The 22440-nt window shown below is 44.5% G+C and carries 23 protein-coding genes and 1 other annotated feature; of the genes, 18 read left to right on the forward strand and 5 right to left on the reverse strand.

What is annotated here, in order from left to right; translation table 11 throughout:
* The first annotated feature begins 67 nt into the window (after positions 1-67).
* Complete coding sequence (locus tag PGU50_RS12515) at positions 68-1858, forward strand: aminopeptidase P family N-terminal domain-containing protein (RefSeq protein WP_117557547.1); 1791 nt, start codon at positions 68-70, stop codon at positions 1856-1858.
* The gene (locus PGU50_RS12520; protein WP_117557546.1) at positions 1828-2688 is read left to right on the forward strand and encodes a deoxyribonuclease IV; all 861 of its coding nucleotides are present in this window, start codon (positions 1828-1830) and stop codon (positions 2686-2688) included. Before PGU50_RS12515 ends, PGU50_RS12520 begins: the two co-directional genes overlap by 31 nt.
* A gap of 192 nt (positions 2689-2880) precedes the next feature.
* On the opposite strand, the gene PGU50_RS12525 is transcribed toward PGU50_RS12520, so the two are convergent.
* Positions 2881-3441: a hypothetical protein gene (locus PGU50_RS12525; protein WP_022220216.1), complete on the reverse strand. Its 561-nt coding sequence runs from the start codon at positions 3439-3441 to the stop codon at positions 2881-2883.
* Positions 3442-3665: 224 nt separating this feature from the next.
* Here PGU50_RS12525 and PGU50_RS12530 point away from each other — a divergent pair, with 224 nt between their 5' ends.
* Complete coding sequence (locus PGU50_RS12530; RefSeq protein ID WP_008369991.1) at positions 3666-3827, forward strand: hypothetical protein; 162 nt, start codon at positions 3666-3668, stop codon at positions 3825-3827.
* Positions 3827-4498, forward strand: a complete 672-nt coding sequence (locus tag PGU50_RS12535; RefSeq protein WP_270247121.1) for an HAD family hydrolase — start codon at positions 3827-3829, stop codon at positions 4496-4498. Before PGU50_RS12530 ends, PGU50_RS12535 begins: the two co-directional genes overlap by 1 nt.
* Here the strand turns inward: PGU50_RS12535 and PGU50_RS12540 are convergent.
* Entirely contained in the window at positions 4458-4793 is a 336-nt protein-coding gene (locus PGU50_RS12540) for a hypothetical protein (RefSeq protein WP_022220217.1), read from the reverse strand. The two genes, PGU50_RS12535 and PGU50_RS12540, sit on opposite strands and share 41 nt — an antisense overlap.
* Before the next feature lie 17 nt (positions 4794-4810).
* Positions 4811-5503 carry an RluA family pseudouridine synthase gene (locus PGU50_RS12545; RefSeq protein ID WP_330428612.1) on the reverse strand — a complete coding sequence of 231 codons (693 nt, stop codon included), beginning with the start codon at positions 5501-5503 and terminating at the stop codon, positions 4811-4813.
* Between the two features lie 118 nt (positions 5504-5621).
* Positions 5622-5823 (forward strand) — a binding site (T-box leader).
* A 155-nt stretch (positions 5824-5978) separates the two neighbouring features.
* On the opposite strand from PGU50_RS12545, the gene proS reads away from it, so the two are divergent.
* The 13 genes from proS (at position 5979) to PGU50_RS12610 (ending at position 19095) form a co-directional block, all read left to right on the forward strand.
* Entirely contained in the window at positions 5979-7424 is a 1446-nt protein-coding gene (proS, locus tag PGU50_RS12550) for a proline--tRNA ligase (RefSeq protein ID WP_008370004.1), read from the forward strand.
* Between the two features lie 12 nt (positions 7425-7436).
* A complete protein-coding gene (locus tag PGU50_RS12555; protein WP_118198892.1) occupies positions 7437-8765 on the forward strand; it encodes a CCA tRNA nucleotidyltransferase in 1329 nt (442 codons plus the stop codon).
* A 77-nt stretch (positions 8766-8842) separates the two neighbouring features.
* Entirely contained in the window at positions 8843-9838 is a 996-nt protein-coding gene (locus PGU50_RS12560; protein ID WP_118198891.1) for a CotS family spore coat protein, read from the forward strand.
* A 172-nt stretch (positions 9839-10010) separates the two neighbouring features.
* Positions 10011-10286, forward strand: coding sequence for an HU family DNA-binding protein (locus PGU50_RS12565; protein WP_117557536.1), 276 nt, complete (start codon positions 10011-10013; stop codon positions 10284-10286).
* A 78-nt stretch (positions 10287-10364) separates the two neighbouring features.
* Positions 10365-10604 (forward strand): RNA-binding S4 domain-containing protein, encoded by a 240-nt coding sequence (locus PGU50_RS12570; RefSeq protein WP_022220222.1) that lies wholly within the window; start codon positions 10365-10367, stop codon positions 10602-10604.
* 121 nt (positions 10605-10725) lie between these two features.
* A complete protein-coding gene (yabP, locus tag PGU50_RS12575) occupies positions 10726-11016 on the forward strand; it encodes a sporulation protein YabP (protein ID WP_117557534.1) in 291 nt (96 codons plus the stop codon).
* 11 nt (positions 11017-11027) lie between these two features.
* Positions 11028-11372 (forward strand): spore cortex biosynthesis protein YabQ, encoded by a 345-nt coding sequence (gene yabQ, locus PGU50_RS12580; protein ID WP_118198890.1) that lies wholly within the window; start codon positions 11028-11030, stop codon positions 11370-11372.
* A gap of 84 nt (positions 11373-11456) precedes the next feature.
* Positions 11457-11780: an FtsB family cell division protein gene (locus PGU50_RS12585; RefSeq protein WP_008370019.1), complete on the forward strand. Its 324-nt coding sequence runs from the start codon at positions 11457-11459 to the stop codon at positions 11778-11780.
* Between the two features lie 72 nt (positions 11781-11852).
* Entirely contained in the window at positions 11853-13271 is a 1419-nt protein-coding gene (locus PGU50_RS12590) for a SpoIIE family protein phosphatase (protein WP_117557530.1), read from the forward strand.
* Between the two features lie 19 nt (positions 13272-13290).
* Positions 13291-14733 carry a tRNA lysidine(34) synthetase TilS gene (tilS, locus tag PGU50_RS12595; RefSeq protein WP_118198889.1) on the forward strand — a complete coding sequence of 481 codons (1443 nt, stop codon included), beginning with the start codon at positions 13291-13293 and terminating at the stop codon, positions 14731-14733.
* Positions 14684-15205: a hypoxanthine phosphoribosyltransferase gene (gene hpt / locus PGU50_RS12600; RefSeq protein WP_117557526.1), complete on the forward strand. Its 522-nt coding sequence runs from the start codon at positions 14684-14686 to the stop codon at positions 15203-15205. The genes tilS and hpt overlap by 50 nt, the downstream gene beginning before the upstream one ends.
* Before the next feature lie 19 nt (positions 15206-15224).
* The gene (gene ftsH, locus PGU50_RS12605) at positions 15225-17042 is read left to right on the forward strand and encodes an ATP-dependent zinc metalloprotease FtsH (protein ID WP_118198888.1); all 1818 of its coding nucleotides are present in this window, start codon (positions 15225-15227) and stop codon (positions 17040-17042) included.
* Between the two features lie 10 nt (positions 17043-17052).
* The gene (locus PGU50_RS12610) at positions 17053-19095 is read left to right on the forward strand and encodes a glycoside hydrolase family 13 protein (RefSeq protein WP_118198887.1); all 2043 of its coding nucleotides are present in this window, start codon (positions 17053-17055) and stop codon (positions 19093-19095) included.
* Positions 19096-19247: 152 nt separating this feature from the next.
* Here PGU50_RS12610 and PGU50_RS12615 read toward each other — a convergent pair whose 3' ends face one another.
* Positions 19248-20498, reverse strand: a complete 1251-nt coding sequence (locus PGU50_RS12615) for an ammonium transporter (protein ID WP_118198886.1) — start codon at positions 20496-20498, stop codon at positions 19248-19250.
* Positions 20499-20622: 124 nt separating this feature from the next.
* On the reverse strand, positions 20623-20961 hold the full coding sequence (locus PGU50_RS12620) for a P-II family nitrogen regulator (RefSeq protein WP_008370035.1): 339 nt from the start codon (positions 20959-20961) through the stop codon (positions 20623-20625).
* Between the two features lie 302 nt (positions 20962-21263).
* Between PGU50_RS12620 and PGU50_RS12625 the strand changes: the two genes are divergently transcribed.
* On the forward strand, positions 21264-22418 hold the full coding sequence (locus tag PGU50_RS12625) for a hypothetical protein (RefSeq protein ID WP_118198885.1): 1155 nt from the start codon (positions 21264-21266) through the stop codon (positions 22416-22418).
* Positions 22419-22440 lie beyond the last annotated feature (22 nt).

The raw sequence follows: 22440 nt of genomic DNA on the forward strand, positions 1-22440 counted from the left end.
GTTGCTTTTCAAAAGTTTACGGGTTATAATGGTCAGAGAATGGAAAAATTAAAGGAGGTTTTTTAAAATGTCTACAATACCGGAAAGACTTGAAAAATTGCGTGCAAAAATGCAGGAAAAGGGAATAGATATTTATATTATTCCGACTGCAGATTTTCATCAGAGCGAATATGTGGGGGAGCATTTTAAAGCAAGAGAGTATATTACCGGATTTACGGGATCTGCAGGAACAGCAGTGGTTTCAAAGACAGAAGCACGCCTGTGGACAGACGGAAGATACTTTATCCAAGCGGCAAAGCAGCTAGAGGGAACAACAGTAGAACTGATGAAGATGGGACAGCCGGGCGTTCCGAAGATTGGGGAATATTTGGAAACAGCTCTGGCAGAAGGCGAAAATGTAGGATTTGATGGACGTGTTGTTTCTGTAACAGAAGGAGAAGAATACGAGAAGATCGCATCTGAGAAGAACGGAAAGGTCGTATATGCATATGATCTGATCGATGAAGTATGGGAAGACCGTCCGATTCTTTCAGAAGAGCCGGTATTTGAACTGGAACAGAAATACACAGGAGAGACTGTGGAGAGCAAGCTTGCACGTACACGTGCAGCAATGAAAGAAGCAGGTGCGACAGCACACGTTCTTACCACACTGGATGACATCTGCTGGACATTGAACATTCGTGGAAATGACGTAGAATATTTTCCGTTGGTTCTGACCTATGCAGTGATCAGAATGGACAAGGTGGATCTTTTTGTAAATGAGAAAAAATTAAGCGATGAGATCAAAGCACATCTTGCAGCAGACGGGGTTATTCTGCACCCATACAATGATATTTATGAGGACATCAAAAAGGTTGCAGCAGAAGAAGTCCTGATGGTAGATCCGGGAAGACTGAACTTTGCACTTTACAAGAACATTCCGGAGAATGTGAAGAAAGTGGAAGAGAGAAATCCGGCGATCTTATTCAAATGTGTAAAGAATCCGACAGAGGTCGAAAATATCCGTATCGCTGAGATCAAGGATAGCGTGGCTCATGTCAGATTTATGAAATGGCTGAAAGAAAATGTTGGCAAAGAGACGATCACAGAGATGAGCGCTTCTGACAAATTGGATGAGTTCCGTGCTGAGATGGGTGGATTTATCCGTCCAAGCTTCGGACCGATCTCTGCATTCGGGGAGCACAGTGCGATCGTACATTATTCTTCTTCACCGGAGACCGATGTAGAGCTTCATGAGGGAAGTTTCCTGATGACGGATACAGGAGCAGGATTCTACGAAGGATCTACTGATATCACCAGAACATATGCTTTTGGAGAAGTTTCACAGATCATGAAAGATCATTTTACACTGGTTGCGATCAGTAACCTGAACCTTGCAAGTCCGATCTTCAAGAAAGGCTGCTGCGGAATGAACTTTGATTATCTGGCAAGAAAGCCGTTTTGGGACAGAGGACTGGACTTTAATCACGGAACAGGACATGGGGTTGGATACCTTCTGAACATCCACGAGGGACCGGCAGGCTTCCGTTATACTTACAGAGCCGGTGAGTCTGATGCATTCCAGCCAGGTATGGTCATTACGGATGAACCGGGAATCTACATCGAAGGATCTCACGGTGTGCGTCTGGAAAATGAATTGCTTGTCTGTGAAGGAGAGAAGAATGAGTATGGAGAATTCCTGTATTTTGAACCGATTACTTATGTGCCATTTGACCTGGATGCGATCAATCCGGATATCATGAATGCAGAAGACAAGGAACGTCTGAATACTTATCATGCAACTGTATATGAGAAGGTGTCTCCTTATCTGAATGATGAAGAGAAAGAATGGCTGAAGAAGTATACGAGAGCGATCTAATAAATATGGTAATAGGAACACATATGTCGATTGCGAAAGGGATTGTGAAGACTGCAGAGAATGTGGTGAAGATGAATGCAGATACGATGCAGATTTTCAGCAGGAATCCGCGGGGATCGAATTATAAGGATCCGACGGTGAAGGAAGCGGAGGAGTTTCAGAGGATCAGGAGAGAGGCCGGTTTTGGAGCGATTCTGGCGCATGCACCTTATACGATGAATCTGGCGAGTGCGAAGCCGGAGGTGTATGAATTCGCCTGCACGGTGATCCGGGAAGATGTGACGCGGATGGACAGACTGGGGATTGAGAATCTGGTGTTTCATCCGGGAAGCCATACCGGAATTGGCGCAGAAGCAGGAATTCAAAATATCATTGCGGGGCTTGACCAGGCGATTACCGGAAAAGAGAATATTACGGTTCTGCTTGAGACAATGAGCGGAAAAGGGACAGAGATTGGCTGGAGATTTGAAGAGCTGAAAGCAATCCGCGACGGGGTATCACATCCGGAGCGGATCGGAATCTGTCTGGATACCTGTCATGTGTTTGCAGCAGGATATGATATTGTAAATAATCTGGACGGGGTGCTGGAAGAGTTTGACAAAGTACTTGGACTTGAGCTTTTGAGAGCGATTCATTTAAATGACAGTATGATGCCATTTGGTTCAAGAAAAGACCGGCATGCGGTGATCGGCGGCGGAGAGATCGGGATAGAGGCGCTTTTAAATGTCATGCGTCACCCGAAATTAAAAGATCTGCCGTTTTATCTGGAAACGCCACTGGATGATGCGGGGCATAAAGAAGAAATTGCAAGGCTTCGGGATCTTGCCTAGGTGGTCAGACAGATGGAAAAGAGTTGTTAAGGCGGTATCTGCAGGCTATAGATTGTACAGAAGATAAGTTTTATCACAGATACAGCGCGAGAAATCAAAACAGGAGGGTATGATTTAATATGAGTCATACCCTCCTGTTTTAAGAACAGCTTTTTTGCTATAATGCATATCGCAAAAGAACGACGTATATACCTATGATTCCAGTGCATCCGGATCAGCAGAAAGATCGGCAGATGCAATCCGGCGAACCGGGTTGGACTTATCAATATCTTCTGCAAATTTCTGCGCTTTTAACAGCATTTCTGATATCTCTTCCTCTTCCTCAGGAACAAAGCATCTTGCACTTTCATCCGGAAACAGATGATTTTTTAATTTGAAAGCCATCAAAAAGGCTTCCAGTTCCTGATTGAGTGCATCTTTGTAAAATTCAAAATAAAAACGAATTTCAGTTTTCTCAAAATCGGTACATATGCATCCGCACTGGGTTCCGCGTGTACGGCTTGTCCGGCGGAAATATTCGGGATCTCCGGTCACCATGTAAAAAATCTGGACCAGAAGATTTTCCTCGATATCTGTCTCATATGTAAACCAGTGCTTGCTGAGCTTGTCTTTTTGTAATGCTTTTTCATCAATATCATACTTCTTCAGAAGCTTATGATACATTTTGATGGCGGCCTCTTTCTCGCCACCTTCTCCCCGTTCGGCAAGCGCTTTAATCTTCAGCAGTTTTGCTTCTAATTTGTTGTCATCCAATTTTTTAATCCCCTTATGATTATAACACTTTTTTACATACTGAATTATTATAGCACATTTGCTATATAATGGAAGTAGAAAAATGGAAGTTAGATAAGAGTTTTTTATAGCGGTGAATGTTAAGATTTGTTTACATTTTCGGATGAACTGTTGAAATTTGCTGACAATATCGGTAAAATAAATTTATAGAAAAACAGTAATTGATAAGAAAAGGGGGATTTACTATGACAGAAGATTTGATCAAAAAATTAAAAGATGTCAAGCAGGCACTGGTCAGCAAAGATATGACCGGCGAAGAGTGGGAAGAACGTGAAGAAATTCTGGAAAAACTGGAAGACGTAACCACGTATTTAAAAGATGCCCTCGGAAAGGGAATTGAATTCTGATGAAGGTAGAAGCACTGGTATTTGATATGGACGGACTGCTCCTTGATTCGGAACGTGTTGTGCAGAGATCCTGGAATTATGCAGGAGAGAAGCTCGGATACGGACGGATCGGGGAGCATATTTATCATACGCTGGGATTCAATGTAGTCCGCAGAGAAGCATATTTTAAAAGTGTATATGGCGAAGATTTTCCGATGGATAAGTTTAATGAGCTGACACGGGAGAAGTATTACGGCATTTGTGACAAAGAAGGGATCGGCGTAAAAGAGGGAGCAAGGGAACTTCTTATCTATGCGAAGGAACACGGATACAAGGTCGGACTTGCGACGTCCTCCAGAGAGATCCACGCAAAGGCATCTCTTGAGAAAGTCGGTTTGTGGAAATATTTTGATGGCGGGGTTTTTGGCGATTCGGTGAAACATGCAAAGCCGGATCCGGAAATTTACCTCAAAGCGTGCGAGGCGATCGGAGCCGAGCCGGTACATAGTATTGCGCTTGAAGATGCACCGGCAGGAATCCGCTCGGCTTCGGCTGCGGGTATGATCCCGGTGATGATCCCGGATCTTGCACAGCCGGATGAAGAAGTGAGAGGATTATGCCGGTATGTGTATCCTACACTTCTGGATGTGATTAAGATGCTTGATCGTGAAAATGCCGAAGCTGGTCGGTAAGAGACTGGATATCAGCATCGGAAAGTGCTTCGACAAGAGCGGTCTGGTACTGAAGGATCTTTGCCGGATTGTATGGAATGTCCAGGGCAAATTCACTGTAGGCACGCAGCTTCTGAAAATAAAGGGCTGCGTTTGCCTGTTCTTTTGCCTGGATGCACATTTCATACATGGCATGGCAGTCTGTAACGGCTTCGTCTGTGCATGGCTTGCAGATCCATTTTCCTATATAATAGTAATCAGTCCCGATTCGGTAGACGAATCCGGGATTTTTTTTGAATTCTTCTAATAAGTTCATTTTTTGTATTCTCCATTCTAATCTGCTTTTGTTTCCAACTGTTCCCAGTTACATGGGACTTCAAATTCCATACGTTTTCCGGTGGTCGGATGGCAGAAAGAAAGCCGGAAAGCCCGCAGTGCAATCGGGAAATATCCTCTTTTATTTACAAATTCCGGGTTATATTTGTTGTCACCCCAGAGTGGTGCGCCTACACCTGCCATCTGGACACGGATCTGGTGATGGCGTCCGGTTCCGAGATGGATCTGAACAACGGATAAGTCAGTCACTTCGGAAGTTTCCAGTATTTCATACGAAAGGACAGCTTTTTTGGCACCGGGTGTATTTTTACTGCAGATGCGGGAGGTGTTGGTGCGGCCGTCCTTTATCAGATAATTGGTCAGAGTGCCGGAGTCCGGAAGGGCTCCACATACTACAGCCTGGTAGTATTTTTCAAATTGATTGTTCTGTAACTGCTGGTTCAGATTTTTCGCAGCCGCAGGTGTGCGGGCAAAAACCAGGATGCCGGAAACCGGTTGATCCAGTCTGTGGATCACGGCAAGATAAGGTGGCTTATGTCCGGCATGATGTGGAGAATGGATGAACAGATAATTTTTCAGAATGCTCTCCATGTCCTGTGTACCGATCTTTTTTGTCTGCACGGGAACACCGGCAGGTTTGTGGCAGACCAGAATCTGGTCGTCTTCATATAGAATTTCAGGTGTTTGCAAAATAATTCCTCCCCATATGCGAAAATTTTGTTTCTTTGATTAAAACATAACGGAAAGGGCTTGTCAATTGGGTTGACAAATCCGAAAATCTCAATTAAACTCTATAGTAAATCGAAGAGATTTGACGATGAAGAGGACTAGTATATGATGAAAGTGGCACAGAGAGGCTTCTGGCTGGTGGGAGGAAGCTGCATGGAAATTATAGAACCGACCTTGGAGTTCCGCATGAAAAGTGTGGCGTATGCCTGGCGTTAACGGGTAATGAAGTGAATCGTAATACGATTAATTAGGGTGGTACCGCCGAATTTTCGGTCCCTTGTCAGGGGCATGAAGATTTGGTGTTTTTTATTTTACGGGCAAAGCATGTCTGATCTGAATCCCCTGCATCCGGCAGAGGCTGCAGAGAGCAGCATCTTCTGGTTTTATGATAACCTTATTTATAAAATCAAAAATGAAGAGAAGGAGAACTTTATCAATGGCTAAGGAAAAGAAATTTGTACAGGCGATTACCTCTCGTGATGAAGATTTCGCACAGTGGTATACCGACGTTGTAAGAGAAGCAAAGCTTTGTGATTATTCAAGTGTAAAAGGATGTCTTAATTATCTTCCAAATGGATATGCAATCTGGGAGAAGATCCAGGCAGACCTTGACAAGAGATTTAAAGAGACAGGTGTTGAAAACGTATACCTGCCAATGCTGATCCCGGAGAACCTTCTTCAGAAGGAAAGCGATCATATCGAAGGATTTGCACCGGAAGTTGCATGGGTAACAAAAGGTGGTCTTGAGACTCTTCAGGAGCCAATGTGCATCCGTCCGACATCGGAGACTCTGTTCTGCGACCTGTGGGCAAGAACCGTACAGTCTTACCGTGACCTTCCGAAAGTATGGAATCAGTGGTGTTCGGTACTTCGCTGGGAGAAGACAACCAGACCGTTCCTTCGTTCCAGAGAATTCTTATGGCAGGAAGGACACACCATTCATGCAACTTATGAAGAAGCAGAACAGAGAACACTGACCATGCTTCGTGTATATCAGGAACTGATCCGTGATTCCCTTGCAATCCCGTTCGTATCAGGTCCGAAGACAGAGAGCGAGAAGTTCGCAGGTGCACAGGACACTTACACCGTAGAAGCTCTGATGCATGACGGAAAAGCACTTCAGTCTGCAACCAGCCATTTCTTCGGAAATGCGTTCCCGGATGCATTTGACATCAAATATCTGGATAAGAACAATGAACTTCACAGCGTATATGAGACTTCATGGGGACTGTCTACACGTATCATCGGAGCCCTGATCATGGTTCACGGTGATGACAGCGGACTTGTTCTTCCACCGAGAATCGCACCGGTTCAAACAAGAGTCATTCCGATCGCACAGCACAAAGAAGGCGTTCTTGAAAAAGCAAATGAACTGACAGAGAGACTGAAAAAAGCTGGCTACAGCGTGAAGATCGACGATTCTGAGAAGAGCCCTGGATGGAAATTCAGTGAGCAGGAAATGCTTGGTATCCCGACACGTATCGAGATCGGACCAAAGGATATCGAACAGAACCAGGTTGTTGTTGTACGTCGTGATACAAGAGAAAAGATCGTTGTTTCTTTAGATGAGATCGAGACAAAACTTGGCGAGATCCTTGAAACAATCCAGAAGGATATGTATGACCGTGCAAAAGCATTTCTTGACAGCCACATTGATTTTGCTGAAACCATGGATGAAATGAATGAAAAATTCAACACCAAACGTGGATTTATCAAAGCAAAATGGTGTGGAAGCGCAGAATGTGAAGATGAGATCAAGGCAGCAACAGGTGGAGCAACCACCCGCTGTATCTGCAAAGAGGATCAGGTAAAAGACGGAGATACCTGTATTTTCTGTGGCAAACAGGCTAAACATGTTGTTTATTTTGGAAAAGCATACTAGGAGCGAATGTATATGAAAATTCAGTTACCTGAAAAGGTGAATCGAATTATAACTACATTACAAAAACATGGCTTTGAGGCATATGCAGTCGGCGGCTGCGTCCGGGATTCTTTTCTCGGACGTGTGCCGGGTGACTGGGATATCACAACATCGGCAGCGCCGGAAGAGACGAAGTCATTATTTGCCAGAACTTTTGACACCGGAATCGAGCATGGAACGATTACGGTGCTTTTAAATGGAGAAGGATTTGAAGTGACGACATACCGGATTGACGGGAAATACGAAGACAACCGGCATCCGAGTAAAGTGCAGTTTACCAGAAGTCTGTCAGAGGATCTGCTGCGCAGAGATTTTACGATCAATGCGATGGCGTACAATGAACAGGATGGACTGGTGGATCTGTTTCATGGGATGGAGGATCTGAAAAAAGGTGTGATCCGTTGTGTGGGAAATGCTGAGGCACGTTTTTCGGAGGATGCCCTGCGGATTTTGAGGGCGATCCGTTTTTCGGCGCAGCTTGGATTTGAGATTGAGAAAGAGACCAGACAGGCAATCCGAAAACTTGCACCAAATCTTTCCTATATCAGTGCAGAACGTATTCAGACAGAGCTTGTAAAGCTTCTGGTCTCCGATCATCCGGAAAAGATCCTGGATGCATATGAGCTTGGGATCACAAAGGTGATCCTCCCGGAATTCGATGCAATGATGGAAACAACACAGGAAACTCCGCATCACTGTTATAATGTAGGTGAGCATACGATCCATGCGCTGATGAATATTCCGGCAGATAAAGTGCTGCGTCTTACAATGCTGTTTCACGATACGGGGAAACCGGCACGAAAGACGGTCGATCCGGATGGGACGGCACATTTTAAAGGGCATGCATACGTCAGCGAAGAACTCACAAAGTCGATCATGCATCGCTTGAAATTCGATAATGATACGCTGCGTAAGGTGTCAAAGCTGGTGCTGTATCATGATGACCGGATGCCTGCAACGATGAAGCATGTACGCCGCGCAATGAACCGGATCAGTGCGGAACTGTTCCCGTATTATATGAAGGTACGGATGGCTGATACGTTGGCACAGAGTGATTATCAGCGTGATAAGAAGCTGGAAAATCTGGCTGGTATCGAGAAGTGCTACCAGGAGATTCTGGAGAAAAAGCAATGTGTTTCTTTAAAAGAACTAAAAGTAAACGGTCAGGATCTGATCGCGGCAGGTATTGAAAAAGGACCGAAAATTGGTCAGACACTCCAGACACTTTTACAGGAAGTGATCGAGGAACCGGAGAAAAATACACGGGAATATTTACTTGCCAGAATAAAAGAATTGGAATAATCAAAAATCATGCATGACTTAAGTCTCCCCCTGCATACATTAGAAAGACCGGTAAAACAAAGCGGCAGGGGGAAGCCATGAAAGATTATGGAATCAGTGTATTGACACAATATCAGATGGAAGTATTCGGCACCCACAAAGTAAGGGGTGCTATTTTATGCGATACAGATAAGGGGCTGCTCCTCTTGAAGGAGACGCGCATGGAGGAGAGCCGGATCTGCGCGCTTGCAAAAATATATGAGCAGTTAAATGCGAATGGATTTGAATGGGTAGATACGCCTCTGCTTAATAAAGAGGATGCTTATGTCAGTAAAGCCGAGGATGGAACAGGCTATATCTTAAAGAAATGGTTTCAGGGACGTGAGTGTGATGTCAGACGTGAAAATGAACTGATCGCCGGTGCGGAAAATCTTGCCCGGATCCATCTATGCATGCGTCTGGCTGGGGAAGAAAACGGATTTGCAGGAAGAGAAGAAAATCCGGTGATCAAGGAGTACGCAAGGCATAACAGAGAACTCAGAAAGGTTCGGGAATTTGTCTGCAGAAGAAGTGTGAAAAGCCCGTTTGAGATCGCATTTTTAAAGGGATATGACCAGATGTATTTTTGGGCAGACAGAGTGCTGGAAATACTGGAAAATATGGATCTGGACAGTGTTTTTAAAGAAGCGGAGGCAGAAAATCATATGGTCCACGGAGACTATAATTATCATAATCTTCTGGTCTGTCAGGAAGGCATGGCGGTGACTGGATTTGAACATGCACACCGGGATGTTCAGATGGAAGATCTGTATTATTTCCTGCGCAAATGTATGGAAAAGCATCATTATGATGAACGGCTTGGATATCGGATGATGAGAGCGTATGATTCGGTGAATAATCTTGGGAAAAAAGAACGGGATTACCTTGCAATCCGTCTTGCTTATCCGGAAAAATTCTGGAAGATCACCAATTCGTATTACCACTCAGGAAAGGCATGGATTCCTGCAAAAAATGTCGAAAAACTTTCACTTTCTGTCGCACAGACAGAAGAAAAAAAGCGTTTTTTGCGGAATCTGTTTGCGTTTCAGGTATAGCGTTCGGTTTTCTTAGATTTTAAGGGTTTAGACTTGACAAAGAAGGTAAAAACTTATATAACATATGTAGGGTAAGGGGCGTGTCAGACCGCATGGATACGCAGAATAAACCTAGCAAAAAGACAAAATGCCGGGGTGTTCCGGGAGTATATTTTACAGGAGGACGTAAGTCATGAACAAGACAGAATTAGTAGCTGCAGTTGCAGAACAGGCAGATATTTCAAAGAAAGATGCAGAAAAAGCATTAAAAGCATTTGTTGATGTTGTTACAGAAGAAATGAAAAAAGGTGAAAAAGTTCAGTTAGTAGGATTCGGAACTTTCGAAGTAAGCGAAAGAGCTGCAAGAGAAGGAAGAAATCCACAGACTGGAAAAACTATGAAGATCGAAGCTTGCAAGGCTCCGAAATTCAAAGCAGGAAAAGCTTTAAAAGATGCTGTTAATGCATAATTTGTAAAACATTTTTGAAAAATGGCGCAGTCTGAAAAGGGCTGCGCTTTATTCGTATTACGGGAAGGAAAAATCAAAATGAGACTTGATAAATTTTTAAAGGTGTCCCGCCTGATCAAACGGCGCACCGTTGCAAATGAAGCCTGTGATGCAGGAAGAGTCCTGATCAACGGGGCGGTGGCGAAGGCTTCCACGAAAGTAAAAAAAGGTGATATCATTGAGATCCAGTTTGGAACCAAGACTGTAAAGGCAGAGGTTCTGGATCTGCGAGATACGACTAAAAAAGAAGAGGCGGCAGATTTATTCCGTTATCTTTAAAACTCCGGAACATCAGAAAAGATGTGGTTTGAGATCATTCCGGCAGCGGATCCGAGGCATATTTACCAGATGTTATTCATACAATAACTAGAAAGACAGTATAGGAAAGGTTGGGATTTGTATGGAAGAGAGACAGCTGGTAAAACCTCAGAATCACAGGCTGGTTATCAATAACCGGAAGACAGGTACAGTAACGGGAGTGCTGGACGTTCTTTCTTTTGATTTAAATGAGATCCTGCTTGAGACAGAGCAGGGAATGCTGATGGTAAAAGGTACGGACATGCATGTAAACCGGCTGAATCTTGAAAAAGGGGAGGTCGACCTGGCAGGCAATATTGACAATATTTCTTATTCGGATATCCATTCTGGAGTAAAAGCCGGAGAAAATCTGTTGTCAAAACTGTTTCGGTAGGAGGAGAAAAAATGTCTGGTATCGGAACAGAGATCAGGGTTTTCTGTTATGCAATCCTGACCGGTGTCCTGATTGTGGCAGTCTATCTGTGGATCAGGGTTTTGCGCAGACTGGTTGCTCACAGACTGTGGCTGATCAATCTGGAGGATGCCTGTTACTGGGCGGGAATTTCCGTTTATACTTTTGTGCAGATCTATCATACGAGTGATGGTGTTCTGCGGTGGTATATCGGACTGGGGATTGCGTTCGGATCAATCGGGATGGCGCTGCTTTCAGCTGTCTTTGTAAGAGCTTACAAAAAGATTTCTACACGAATTTGTGAAAAAAGAGTAAAAAGAGTTGATAAATCTGATTAAAAACGGTACACTGTAGAAGACTAAATGGGTTTGGTAGTAAGAAGCTATACAAGATCAACTGATAGCGAAAGGTGAATAGATTAGATGGGAAGCTTAAAGAAGAACCGGAAAAAGCGTCCGGGGAGCGGGCTTCAGAAGCACAAAAGAAGTATTGTTGCGATTACCGCAGTTATTATATTATTATGCGGCATGGTTATTGTACATGGGATGGCGCTCAAAAAGAGCAATGATGCATATAAGGTGCAGGAAGAAGAACTGCAGACACAGATCGATGCGGAAAAAGAACGCTCAGAAGAAATTAATAAACTGAAAAAATATGTAGGAACAGATGAATACATCGAGGAAGTCGCCAGAGAGAAGCTGGGACTTGTAAAGGAGAATGAGATTCTGTTCCGTGCACAGCAGTAACATAAGAAAAGCTTTGGGAAGAAAATGTCCCGAAGCTTTTTTCATTCATAGAAATTTAGAGGGTGGTGGCAAATGGAGGTTAAATACAGAGAGGAGCAAGTGATCACAAGTCCATATGTAACGCAGGCAGATAAAATGGCAGTGTCGCTTCGGCATCTGGCAGACAGGTTTCTGAAAATGGAGCCGAAAAAGCAGTGTTTTACACCCGAAGAAATGACAGAAATGTATGATCGGATTACGGAAAAGGTGTGCAGAGGATGCAGCAGGAAATCGGAGTGTCTGGAGAGAAAGAAGGCAGAACACTGGCAGCTTTTTTATGATCTTTTGTGTACGATTGAAGGATATGGTGCAGAACTGAATAAAGAGATGAAACAGCATCTTCAGAGGGAGTGTATTCAGGCACCACGGTTTTTACGAGAATCACTGGAAACTTTCCAGGAGGCAAAAAGGATTCTGGTGTGGAATAATAAGATGGTACAGAGCCGTGAGGGATGTGCGGCACAGCTGGATTCTTTTGCGGACATGCTCTGCTATGTGACGAGAGATCTGGATGCGAGTATTTTTACGGATCCGCCGCTTGCAAAAAAGGTTGCGCAGCATTTCAAAAAGGCAGGGATCCGGATGCTGAGTTCCGTTTTTTTTGTGGATGAGCATGGCAGATATGAAATTCATGTAACGGTAAAAAGTGAGAAGGGAAACTGTATCCCAACCAGAAAAGCGGCAGAGCTTTTATCAGTATGTACTAAGAGAAGGATGTGCCCGGCTCAGAACGAGAGGCAGGTTCTGGGACAGGAGTATGAAACTATTGTATGTGTGGAAGGACCGGGATATTATGTGCTGCAGGGTGTGGCAAAAATGGGAAAAAACGGACAAAAGATATCTGGTGACAGTTTTCTTATGAAGACACTTCCGGGTGGAAAAGAGGCGGCAATCTTGTCAGACGGAATGGGATCTGGTGAGAGAGCGCTACAGGAAAGCGGGATGCTGATAGAAATGCTGGAAGAGCTTCTTGGAGCAGGATTTCCTGTGGAAACTGCACTTTCCATGATCAATACGGCTCTTGTTATGGGACGGGAAGAGGTTCGCTTTTCTACGGTTGATATGAGCATTTTTGATCTCTATAATGGAAAATGTGAGTTTGTAAAAGCAGGAGCGGCAGTGACATTTCTGCGGACTAAAGACGGGGTGGAGCATATCCGTTCGGAAAGTCTTCCGCTGGGGGTAATCCAGAGACAGCAAAGTGAAAAGGAAACCAGACAGTTGGAATCCGGAGATGTGGTGGTCATGGTATCGGACGGGATCCTGGATGCGCTTCCGGCAGGAGAGCAGGAGCATTTACTGGATCTGATGATTGGGGGAAGTCCGCTGGAGAATCCGGAGGAACTGGCGAATTATATTCTGGATAAGGTGCTGGAGCTGGCGGCCGGAAAAGCAGGAGATGATATGACAGTCCTTGTGGCGGGAATCTGGAAGATGTGTTACAGTAGATAAAAGACGAGAGGAATTTACCATGTTAAAAAAAGTAGAGAACTATATCAGGCAGTGGAAGATGCTTGAAAAAGGAGATAAAGTTGTCGTTGGTCTTTCCGGAGGGGCAGATTCTGTATGCCTTTTTCTGATACTGGAAGAGCTGCGAAAAAAGATCGGATTTGGGATGCTTGCGGTACACGTGAATCACGGGATCCGTGGGGAAGAGGCAAAAGCTGATGAAGAATTTGTAAAGACACTGTGTGAGAAAAAAGAAATCCCATGCAGGAGTGTATCGGTGGATATTCCGAAAATGGCAGTGGAATACAGGATGTCAGAAGAAGAGGCGGGAAGGACTGCACGAAGGAAAATATTTGAGCAGGCAGCGGAAGAATGGGGAGGAACCAGGATCGCACTGGCACATCATCAGGATGACAATGCAGAGACATTTTTCCTGCATCTTGCCCGCGGCAGCGGACTTCGGGGGCTCGGCGGTATATATCCGGTAAACGGGATGTATATACGGCCGCTTCTTTGCGTGGGGAGAAAAGAGATTGAGGATTATCTGAAGGGACGGGAGATGCCTTACTGCATTGATGCGACAAATATGGAAGATGCATATATGCGAAATCGCATTCGTAACCATGTGATTCCGTATTTTAAAGAAAATATCAATGAAAAAACTGTGGAGCATATGAATCGGTCTATGGATCAGCTAAGGGAGATCTGGGATTATATGGAACGGCAGACGGAAAGTGCATATCAGATCTGTTCTGCCCAAAATGGAGAAAAGATCGGCATCCATGCAGAGGTATATCACAGACAGGAACGGCTAATACGGAAAATGATTCTCCGGAAAGCATTGGCACTGGTAGCAGGACATGAAAAAGATCTGGAGCAGATTCATATAGAAAAGTTGGAGGGACTGTTTGAAAAACAGGTTGGAAAAAGACTGGATCTTCCTTATGGAGTCTGCGCATGCAGAACCTATGAAGGGATTGAACTGAAGAGGAAAAAGAAGAGTCCGGAATTGGCAGAAGAAGAGAAAAATCTGGATCTACAGCAGGTTTCGGGAAAGATAACTTACGGGAAATGGGAAATTTCCTACCGTATTTTTGGAAAAGAAGAATGCAGATGCCAGATCCCGAAAAAAACGTACACGAAATGGTTTGATTATGGTATAATAAAGCAGAGTGTCGCTGTACGCACCAGAAGGGCTGGCGATTTTATTGTAATTGATGAAAGCGGAGGAAGGCAGAAGCTGAAATCTTATTTTATCAATAAAAAAATACCAGCGGCAGAACGTGCCGGAATTCCTCTGATCGCAGAGGGAAGCGAGATTTTATGGATTGTGGGCTGCCGGCAGAGCAAGGCATACCAGGTGACAGAGCAGACAACGAAAATATTAGAAATTACGATAAATGGAGGTACTTTAAATGGCCGAGAAAGTGAAAATGTTAATTCCGGAAGAAGAAGTAAATGCTAGAATTGAAGAACTTGGAAAAAAGATCAGTGAAGAATATGCGGGAAAGCAGGTTCATCTGATCTGTGTTTTAAAGGGTGGAGTGTTCTTTATGTGTGAGCTGGCAAAAAGGATTACAGTGCCGGTAACAATGGACTTTATGAGCGTCAGCAGCTATGGTGACGGAACTCAGTCCAGTGGAATCGTTAAGATTGCAAAAGATCTGGATGAGTCTCTGGAGGGGAAAGATGTAATTGTTGTTGAGGATATCGTAGATTCAGGACGTACTCTTTATTATCTGCTTGACATCCTTCGGAAGAGAGGACCGAAGAGCATGAAGCTTTGTACACTTCTTGACAAACCGGATCGTCGTGTGCGCGACGTACATGTAGATTATGTCGGATTTAATATTCCGGATGAATTTGTGGTAGGATTCGGTCTGGACTATGCACAAAAATATAGAAACTTACCGTACATCGGAATTGTAGAGATGTAACAGGTGGAAGGAGCAGGTTTTGAATAATAATAAGACAAGAGGAATCAGTGGTCTTTCGATTCTGCTCTGTGTTCTGGTGCTGGCAGGTGTGTACTGGTTTATGAGCCAGTCGGGTGTGCAGCAGACAGCATACACGTATCAGGATTTTCAGAAAGATCTGAAAAAAGAGAAGGTAGAAAGTGTAGAGATCAAGCAGAACAAAGTCGCACCGACCGGGACATTGAAGATCCGGTTGAAGAATGATGACATCGAACAGCTTCATGTATCCGATGTCAACAGTGCAGAGGATCTGCTTGAATCTTATGACATTTCCTACAGTGTGGACAACGTCCCGCAGGATAGCTGGATGTCAACAACACTGGTTCCGATCATATTGATGGCAGGCATCATGGTATTTGTTGTGATGATGATGAATCGTCAGGGCGGATCGAATGCAAAAGCGATGAATTTCGGAAAGAGCAGGGCAAAGATGAGCACGCAGGAAGAAAACCATGTGACGTTTGCACAGGTTGCCGGACTGCAGGAAGAAAAGGAAGAGCTTGCAGAGATCGTGGATTTCCTCAAGAGTCCTGGAAAATATACGCAGGTAGGAGCCAGAATCCCGAAAGGTGTTCTTCTTGAAGGACCTCCGGGAACAGGTAAGACACTTCTTGCAAGAGCAATTGCGGGAGAAGCAGGTGTCCCGTTCTTTACTATTTCAGGTTCTGATTTTGTGGAGATGTTTGTCGGTGTCGGAGCATCTCGTGTAAGAGATCTTTTCGAGGATGCCAAGAAAAATGCACCTTGTATTATTTTTATCGATGAGATCGATGCCGTGGCAAGACGTCGTGGAACCGGTATGGGCGGCGGACATGATGAGAGAGAACAGACGCTGAACCAGCTCCTCGTAGAGATGGATGGTTTTGGCGCGAACGAAGGAATCATTGTGCTTGCAGCAACCAACCGTGTCGATATTCTTGATCCGGCGATCTTAAGACCGGGACGTTTTGACCGTAAAGTCATGGTTGGCAGACCGGATGTAAAGGGACGTCTGGAAATCCTTCAGGTTCATGCCAAGGGCAAACCGCTCGGGGATGATGTGGATCTGGAACAGGTTGCAAGAACAACGGCAGGATTTACCGGAGCTGATCTGGAAAATCTTCTGAATGAGGCTGCGATCCTTGCGGCGAAGGATGGAAGAGTGTATCTGCAGCAGGAGGATATCCGCAGAGCATTTGTAAAAGTCGGAATCGGTGCAGAGAAGAAGAGCCGTGTGATTTCGGATAAAGAGAAGAAGATCACTGCATTCCATGAAGCAGGACATGCCATCTTATTCCATGTACTTCCGGATGTAGGACCGGTGTACAGTGTGTCGATCATTCCTACCGGTGTGGGGGCAGCCGGATATACGATGCCGCTTCCTGAAAAGGATGAGATGTTCAATACCAAAGGAAAGATGTTGCAGGATATTACCGTATCACTTGGTGGACGTGTGGCAGAAGAGCTGATCTTTGATGATATTACAACTGGGGCATCCCAGGATATCAAGCAGGCAACAGCATACGCCAAATCCATGGTAACGAAGTTCGGTATGTCGGAAACACTTGGTCTTGTAAGCTATGGAGATGATAATGATGAAGTATTTATCGGAAGAGATTTTGGTCATACCTCCAGAGGTTATGGTGAACAGGTTGCCACAACGATCGACAGTGAAGTGAAGCGGATCATTGATGAATGTTATGACCGTGCAAAGATCATTATTAAAGAACATGAAGCTGTTCTTTATAAATGTGCAGATCTACTTCTTGAAAAAGAGAAGATTACAAGAGAAGAATTTGAAGCATTATTTGAAGAATAGAGGCTAGATTATGAAAAAAGAAGCATTGTTTTGTGATGGAACAGAGGCGTATGTGAGTCCGCCGGAACCGGAGGCAGGAGATGAACTTCAGTTATGGTTCCGTACAGCAGCTCACGACGTAGATGAAGTCTATCTGGAAAACCGCGAACTATGCATTCCAATGAACAAAGTAATCTCAAATAAGGCGTTTGACTTTTATGAAGTGAAATACAAATTAGAAGATAAACCATTCCGGTATCATTTTAAGATCAGATCAGGAAATGAGATCTGCTACTATAACAAGTGGGGAGCAGAGAGCAAACTTGTGGATTATTATGATTTTAAGATCGTGCCGGGCTTTACGGCACCGGATTGGGCAAAAGGAGCGGTCATGTATCAGATTTATACAGACCGCTTCTGTAACGGCGACCCGGATAATGATGTACAGACGGGAGAGTACTTTTACATTGGAGAGCAGGTTCATCATGTAGATGACTGGTACCGGGATCCGCAGCCAATGGATGTACGGGAATTTTACGGAGGAGATATCCAGGGGATCATTGATAAACTGGATTACCTGCATGGACTTGGAGTAGAAGTTGTCTATTGTAATCCACTATTTGTATCACCATCTAATCATAAATATGACACACAGGATTACGATTATATTGATCCGCATGTCGGTAAAATTGAAGTCGATGAAGGACGGCTCCTGGACCCGGGAGAAAATAGCAATATCCATGCGGACCGTTACCGGATAAGAACCACCAGAAAAGAGAATCTGGAAGCAAGTAACCGGCTGTTCATCAAGCTGGTAGAAGAACTCCATAAGAGGGGGATGCGAATCATCATTGACGGCGTATTCAACCATTGTGGTTCTTTCAATAAATGGCTGGACAGAGAGCTGATCTACGAGAGCGCCGATGGTTACGAAGTAGGTGCTTTTGTGTCACCGAAGAGTCCGTACCGGAATTATTTTCTATTCCACCGCACCGGGGAGAATGAATGGCCGGGCAATGGAAGCTATGACGGTTGGTGGGGACACGATACGCTGCCAAAGCTGAATTATGAAGATTCAAAAGAGCTGGAAGAGTATGTTCTTGGTATCGCAAAGAAATGGGTTTCACCGCCGTATAATGTAGACGGATGGAGACTGGATGTTGCAGCAGACCTTGGAAGAAGCAATGAGTACAATCATGAATTCTGGAAGAAATTCCGTAAGGCAGTAAAAGAAGCAAATCCACACGCACTGATCCTTGCCGAGCACTATGGAGATCCGAGTGACTGGCTACAGGGCGATGAATGGGACAGCGTTATGAATTACGATGCATTTATGGAGCCGGTCACCTGGTTCCTGACCGGGATGGAGAAGCACAGTGATGAATATCGCGGCGATCTTCTCGGAAATGCAGACAATTTTGTGAATGCTATGAAACATCATATGGCAAATATGATGACACCGTCACTTCAGACGGCGATGAATCAGTTGTCAAACCATGACCATTCCCGTTTCCTGACGCGTACCAACCACAAGGTTGGTCGTGTGGGACAGCTTGGATCGCGTGCGGCAGAAGAAGGGGTAAGCCTTGCCGTTATGCGGGAAGCAATCATCATGCAGATGACCTGGCCGGGAGCGCCGACCCTTTATTATGGAGACGAAGCAGGACTTTGTGGTTTCACGGATCCGGATAACCGGAGAACTTATCCGTGGGGAAGAGAAAAACGGGATCTGATCAATTTCTACCGTGAGATGATCCAGATCCACAGAAAGTCTCTGGCTCTCAGAAAGGGGTCAATCAAGATGCTGAAAGCAGAACCGGATCTTCTGGCCTATGGAAGATTCTGGGGGAATGAGCAGATCGTGGTTATTATCAATAATTCCGATCATCTGAAGGAAGTAAGGGTTCCGGTCTGGCAGGCAGAAGTTGCCGAAGGACATAATATGGCGCGAGTGATGTATTCTTATGAAGATGGGTATATTGGAGAATTCGAAGAGTATATCGTGAAAGAGGGAAATATTTCACTGATGATGGGTAAGAAATCGGCGATCGTGCTGAAGAATAAGAAGTGGTAGAATGATAAAGGTAGTTCAAGATGTCCGCCGGGCGAACCTCGGAAAGTCTGATGACTTTCCTCAGTCGCGTAGCCGCTCACTAAGAAAAAAAGATATAGCCACTGAAATGCGAGCATTCCAGTGACTATATCTTTTTTTCTTACTTCGCCCGGCTATAAACGGAAGTTAAAGTCTGCATATGCTGAGCAGCCGTGTTCGTGGATATCGAGACCGTCGAGTTCTTCTTCTTTGGTGACGCGGAGGCCTACGGTTTTATCGATGATGGTGAATACGATGATCGCCATTACGAGGACGTAGGCTACGGTTGAAAGGACACCGATCACCTGGGTTTTGAGGGTGTATTCCGGGGAGAAGACTCCGACGAGGATACTGCCTGTGAAACCGCATACGCCGTGGACACTGATCGCACCTACCGGGTCATCGATCTTGGCTACTTTGTCGAAGAATTCTACAGAGAATACGACGAGGATACCAGCGATCAGTCCGATGATGATTGTAGAGTAGTTGCTGACGGTGTCGCATCCGGCGGTGATTGCTACGAGTCCGGCGAGGGAACCGTTGAATGTCATGGATACATCTGGTTTTCCATAGCGGATCCAGGTTACAACAAGGGTTGCAAGTGTTGCGGCAGCAGCGGCAAGATTGGTTGTCATTGCGATATCACCGAGGTTTGTGGAAGCTGCTGTGGTAGAGCCGCAGTTGAAACCGAACCAGCAGAACCAGAGAATAAATACGCCAAGAGCTGCAATGGAAAGGTTGTGTCCGGGAATCGCACGGGCATTCCCTTCTTTATCATATTTTCCAATACGAGGTCCGAGGATTTTGGCACCAACAAGTGCACAGATACCGCCGACCATATGGACTGCTGTGGAACCTGCAAAATCGTGGAATCCCATCTGAGCGAGCCATCCACCGCCCCAGATCCAGTGGCCGGTTACCGGGTAAATAAAAATACTGATTGCTGCACTATATAATAAGTAAGCAAGGAATTTTGTACGTTCTGCCATAGAACCGGATACGATAGTAGCGGATGTGGCGCAGAATACTGTATGGAAAATAAGGAAGACTCCGATTGGCAGTCCGTTGAAAAGTCCGTCGGCATCGGCAAGTGTTGTAGGATTGAAGAACCCTTTTATACCGATGATACCATTCCAGTCGGTTCCGTGCATGATCGCAAATCCGAAGATGAAAAAGAACAAACTTCCAAGTACAAAGTCCATCATATTTTTCATCAGTATATTTCCAGTATTTTTTGCTCTGGTAAATCCGGCTTCACACATTGCAAATCCAGCCTGCATAAAGTAAACAAGAGTTGCACCGACAATTGTCCAGACAACATTAAGCAGTAGTTCAGTGGCGGCGGTTGCATCCATTCCGCCCGCAATTAAATCAGATAATCCCATATTTAACATCCTCCATTTCAAATAAAAAGGATAGCTACAATGAATGATCTACAGGCAGTTCATTTGTAGTTATCCTCTTTGATAACGATATTCAACACTATTCTAATTCACATATATTTTTTAGCTAAAGAGCAGCAGAGCCACGTTCGCCGGTACGGATTCTTACAGCATCCTGTACTTCGTAAACAAAAATTTTACCATCGCCGTACGCACCGGTTTTGATCTCTTCGACAATTTTCCGGATCAGAGGTTCTGCAACTTCCGGTTCAACAACAGTTTCTACTTTGATCTTAGGAAGAAGATTTACGCTGTATTCAGCACCGCGATAAAATTGTTTGTGTCCTTTCTGATTACCATATCCCATAATGTTACTGATCATAATACCGCTGACATTGGAAGCATCCAGGATTGCTTTCAGAGCCTCCAGTTTTTCCGGCTGGATAATGATTTCTAGTTTTTTCATAACTGATTCCCTCCTTCTCGATTTAAAAGAAAGAACAAAAAAGGCGTTCCCCGGATAATAGGGAACGCCATCGTTCTTGATACGCTTTATTATAGTGACTGATTTTGATTTGTCAAATTATTTTTTGAAAAAATACAAAAAATTCGCGCATTTATTAGGTGTTGACGGATAAAATGTCATTTGCTAGAATAAAAGATAAGTGAAAAAGATTCCTTTATCAAGAAAGTTTTAAGTTAACAAAGCAATAAGTCTGTATTTAGAAAGAAGATATATTTATACGGGGAGAAAAGGAGGAAAAATACATGATTAATCTCACATTCGGGGAGCAGGTAAAAATTGTCTTAAGCAGAAAAGATATGACAATTAAAGAGCTTGCAGAAGAAATCGAAGCAAGAACCGGGAAAAAGATGTCCCGTCAGAATCTGACACAGCGGCTTGGCAGAGATAATTTTCAGGAGCAGGATATGCGTATGATCGCAGATATTCTTGGATGCCCGTTCCAGCTCAGCATTCTGGGTAATGCGGATTCGGAAAAGGAAGCTTTGGATGAAGAAGAGATGCCGACGGGAAGAGAACTTGAGAAGCTTACCGCGAAAAAAGAAAGAAAGGCAGCAAGAGAAGAAGCAAAAAAGAATGTAGAACGTGATATTACAGTTGGAGAGATTGTAGATATACTTGAAGAGACCACAGCAGAACCGGAGGAAGAAGCTGTACAGATGGAACTGGAACTGGATGCGGCAGAGCCGGTTGCGGAAGAAGCAGAGACTCAGGAAGTATATGAAGAATCTGAAGAGGCAGAAGATGCTGCAGATTCAGAAGATACTGTGGCGACAGAAGCTTTGGAAGAGGAGGTTCTGACAGAAGAAGCAGAGCCATACACAGAACCGAAAGAAGTTCTTGAAGTAGCTGAAGAAATAATTCCAGAAGAGGTTTCCGAACCAGTTTATACAGAAGAAACTGCAGATATAGCGGAAGTGCAGGCAGACGATACTGTATATGAGGAACAGCCAGCTTGTACAGAACAGCCAGTGGATGCGGAAGCAGCATATCAGGAGCAGCCGGCGGATGAAGAGAACCAGGCAGAAGCTGACCAGACAGAAGAACCGGCAGCGGAAGAGATTCACGAGGAGAAGCATTCTCCGTTTTCGAAGCTTACAAAGCTGATTACTCCGAAAAAGGAAAAGAAATCTTCCGGATGGCCGCAGGATTTCCAGCCGATCAAGCGTCGGGAGGATATTGATGAAGATCTGGTAAATGGAGATGTGAACCCATATACCGGACATGAGTATCGGACAAACAGTGTGCGTATGCATCCACACAGAATCGGTTATGTACAGGTATATGACCGAAAAGATCACAAGTGGACAGACATGACAGAGTGGGCGTTCCTTGGGGTGGAAGAGCGAAAGAAAGCTACGATGGGAAAAGACTACGAGCCACCGATTTATCTGGATTAATCAACGAGTTATTTGTCAGAGC

The sequence above is a fragment of the Coprococcus sp. AM11-30B genome (assembly GCF_027674365.1).
Taxonomy (GTDB): domain Bacteria; phylum Bacillota; class Clostridia; order Lachnospirales; family Lachnospiraceae; genus Allocoprococcus; species Allocoprococcus comes.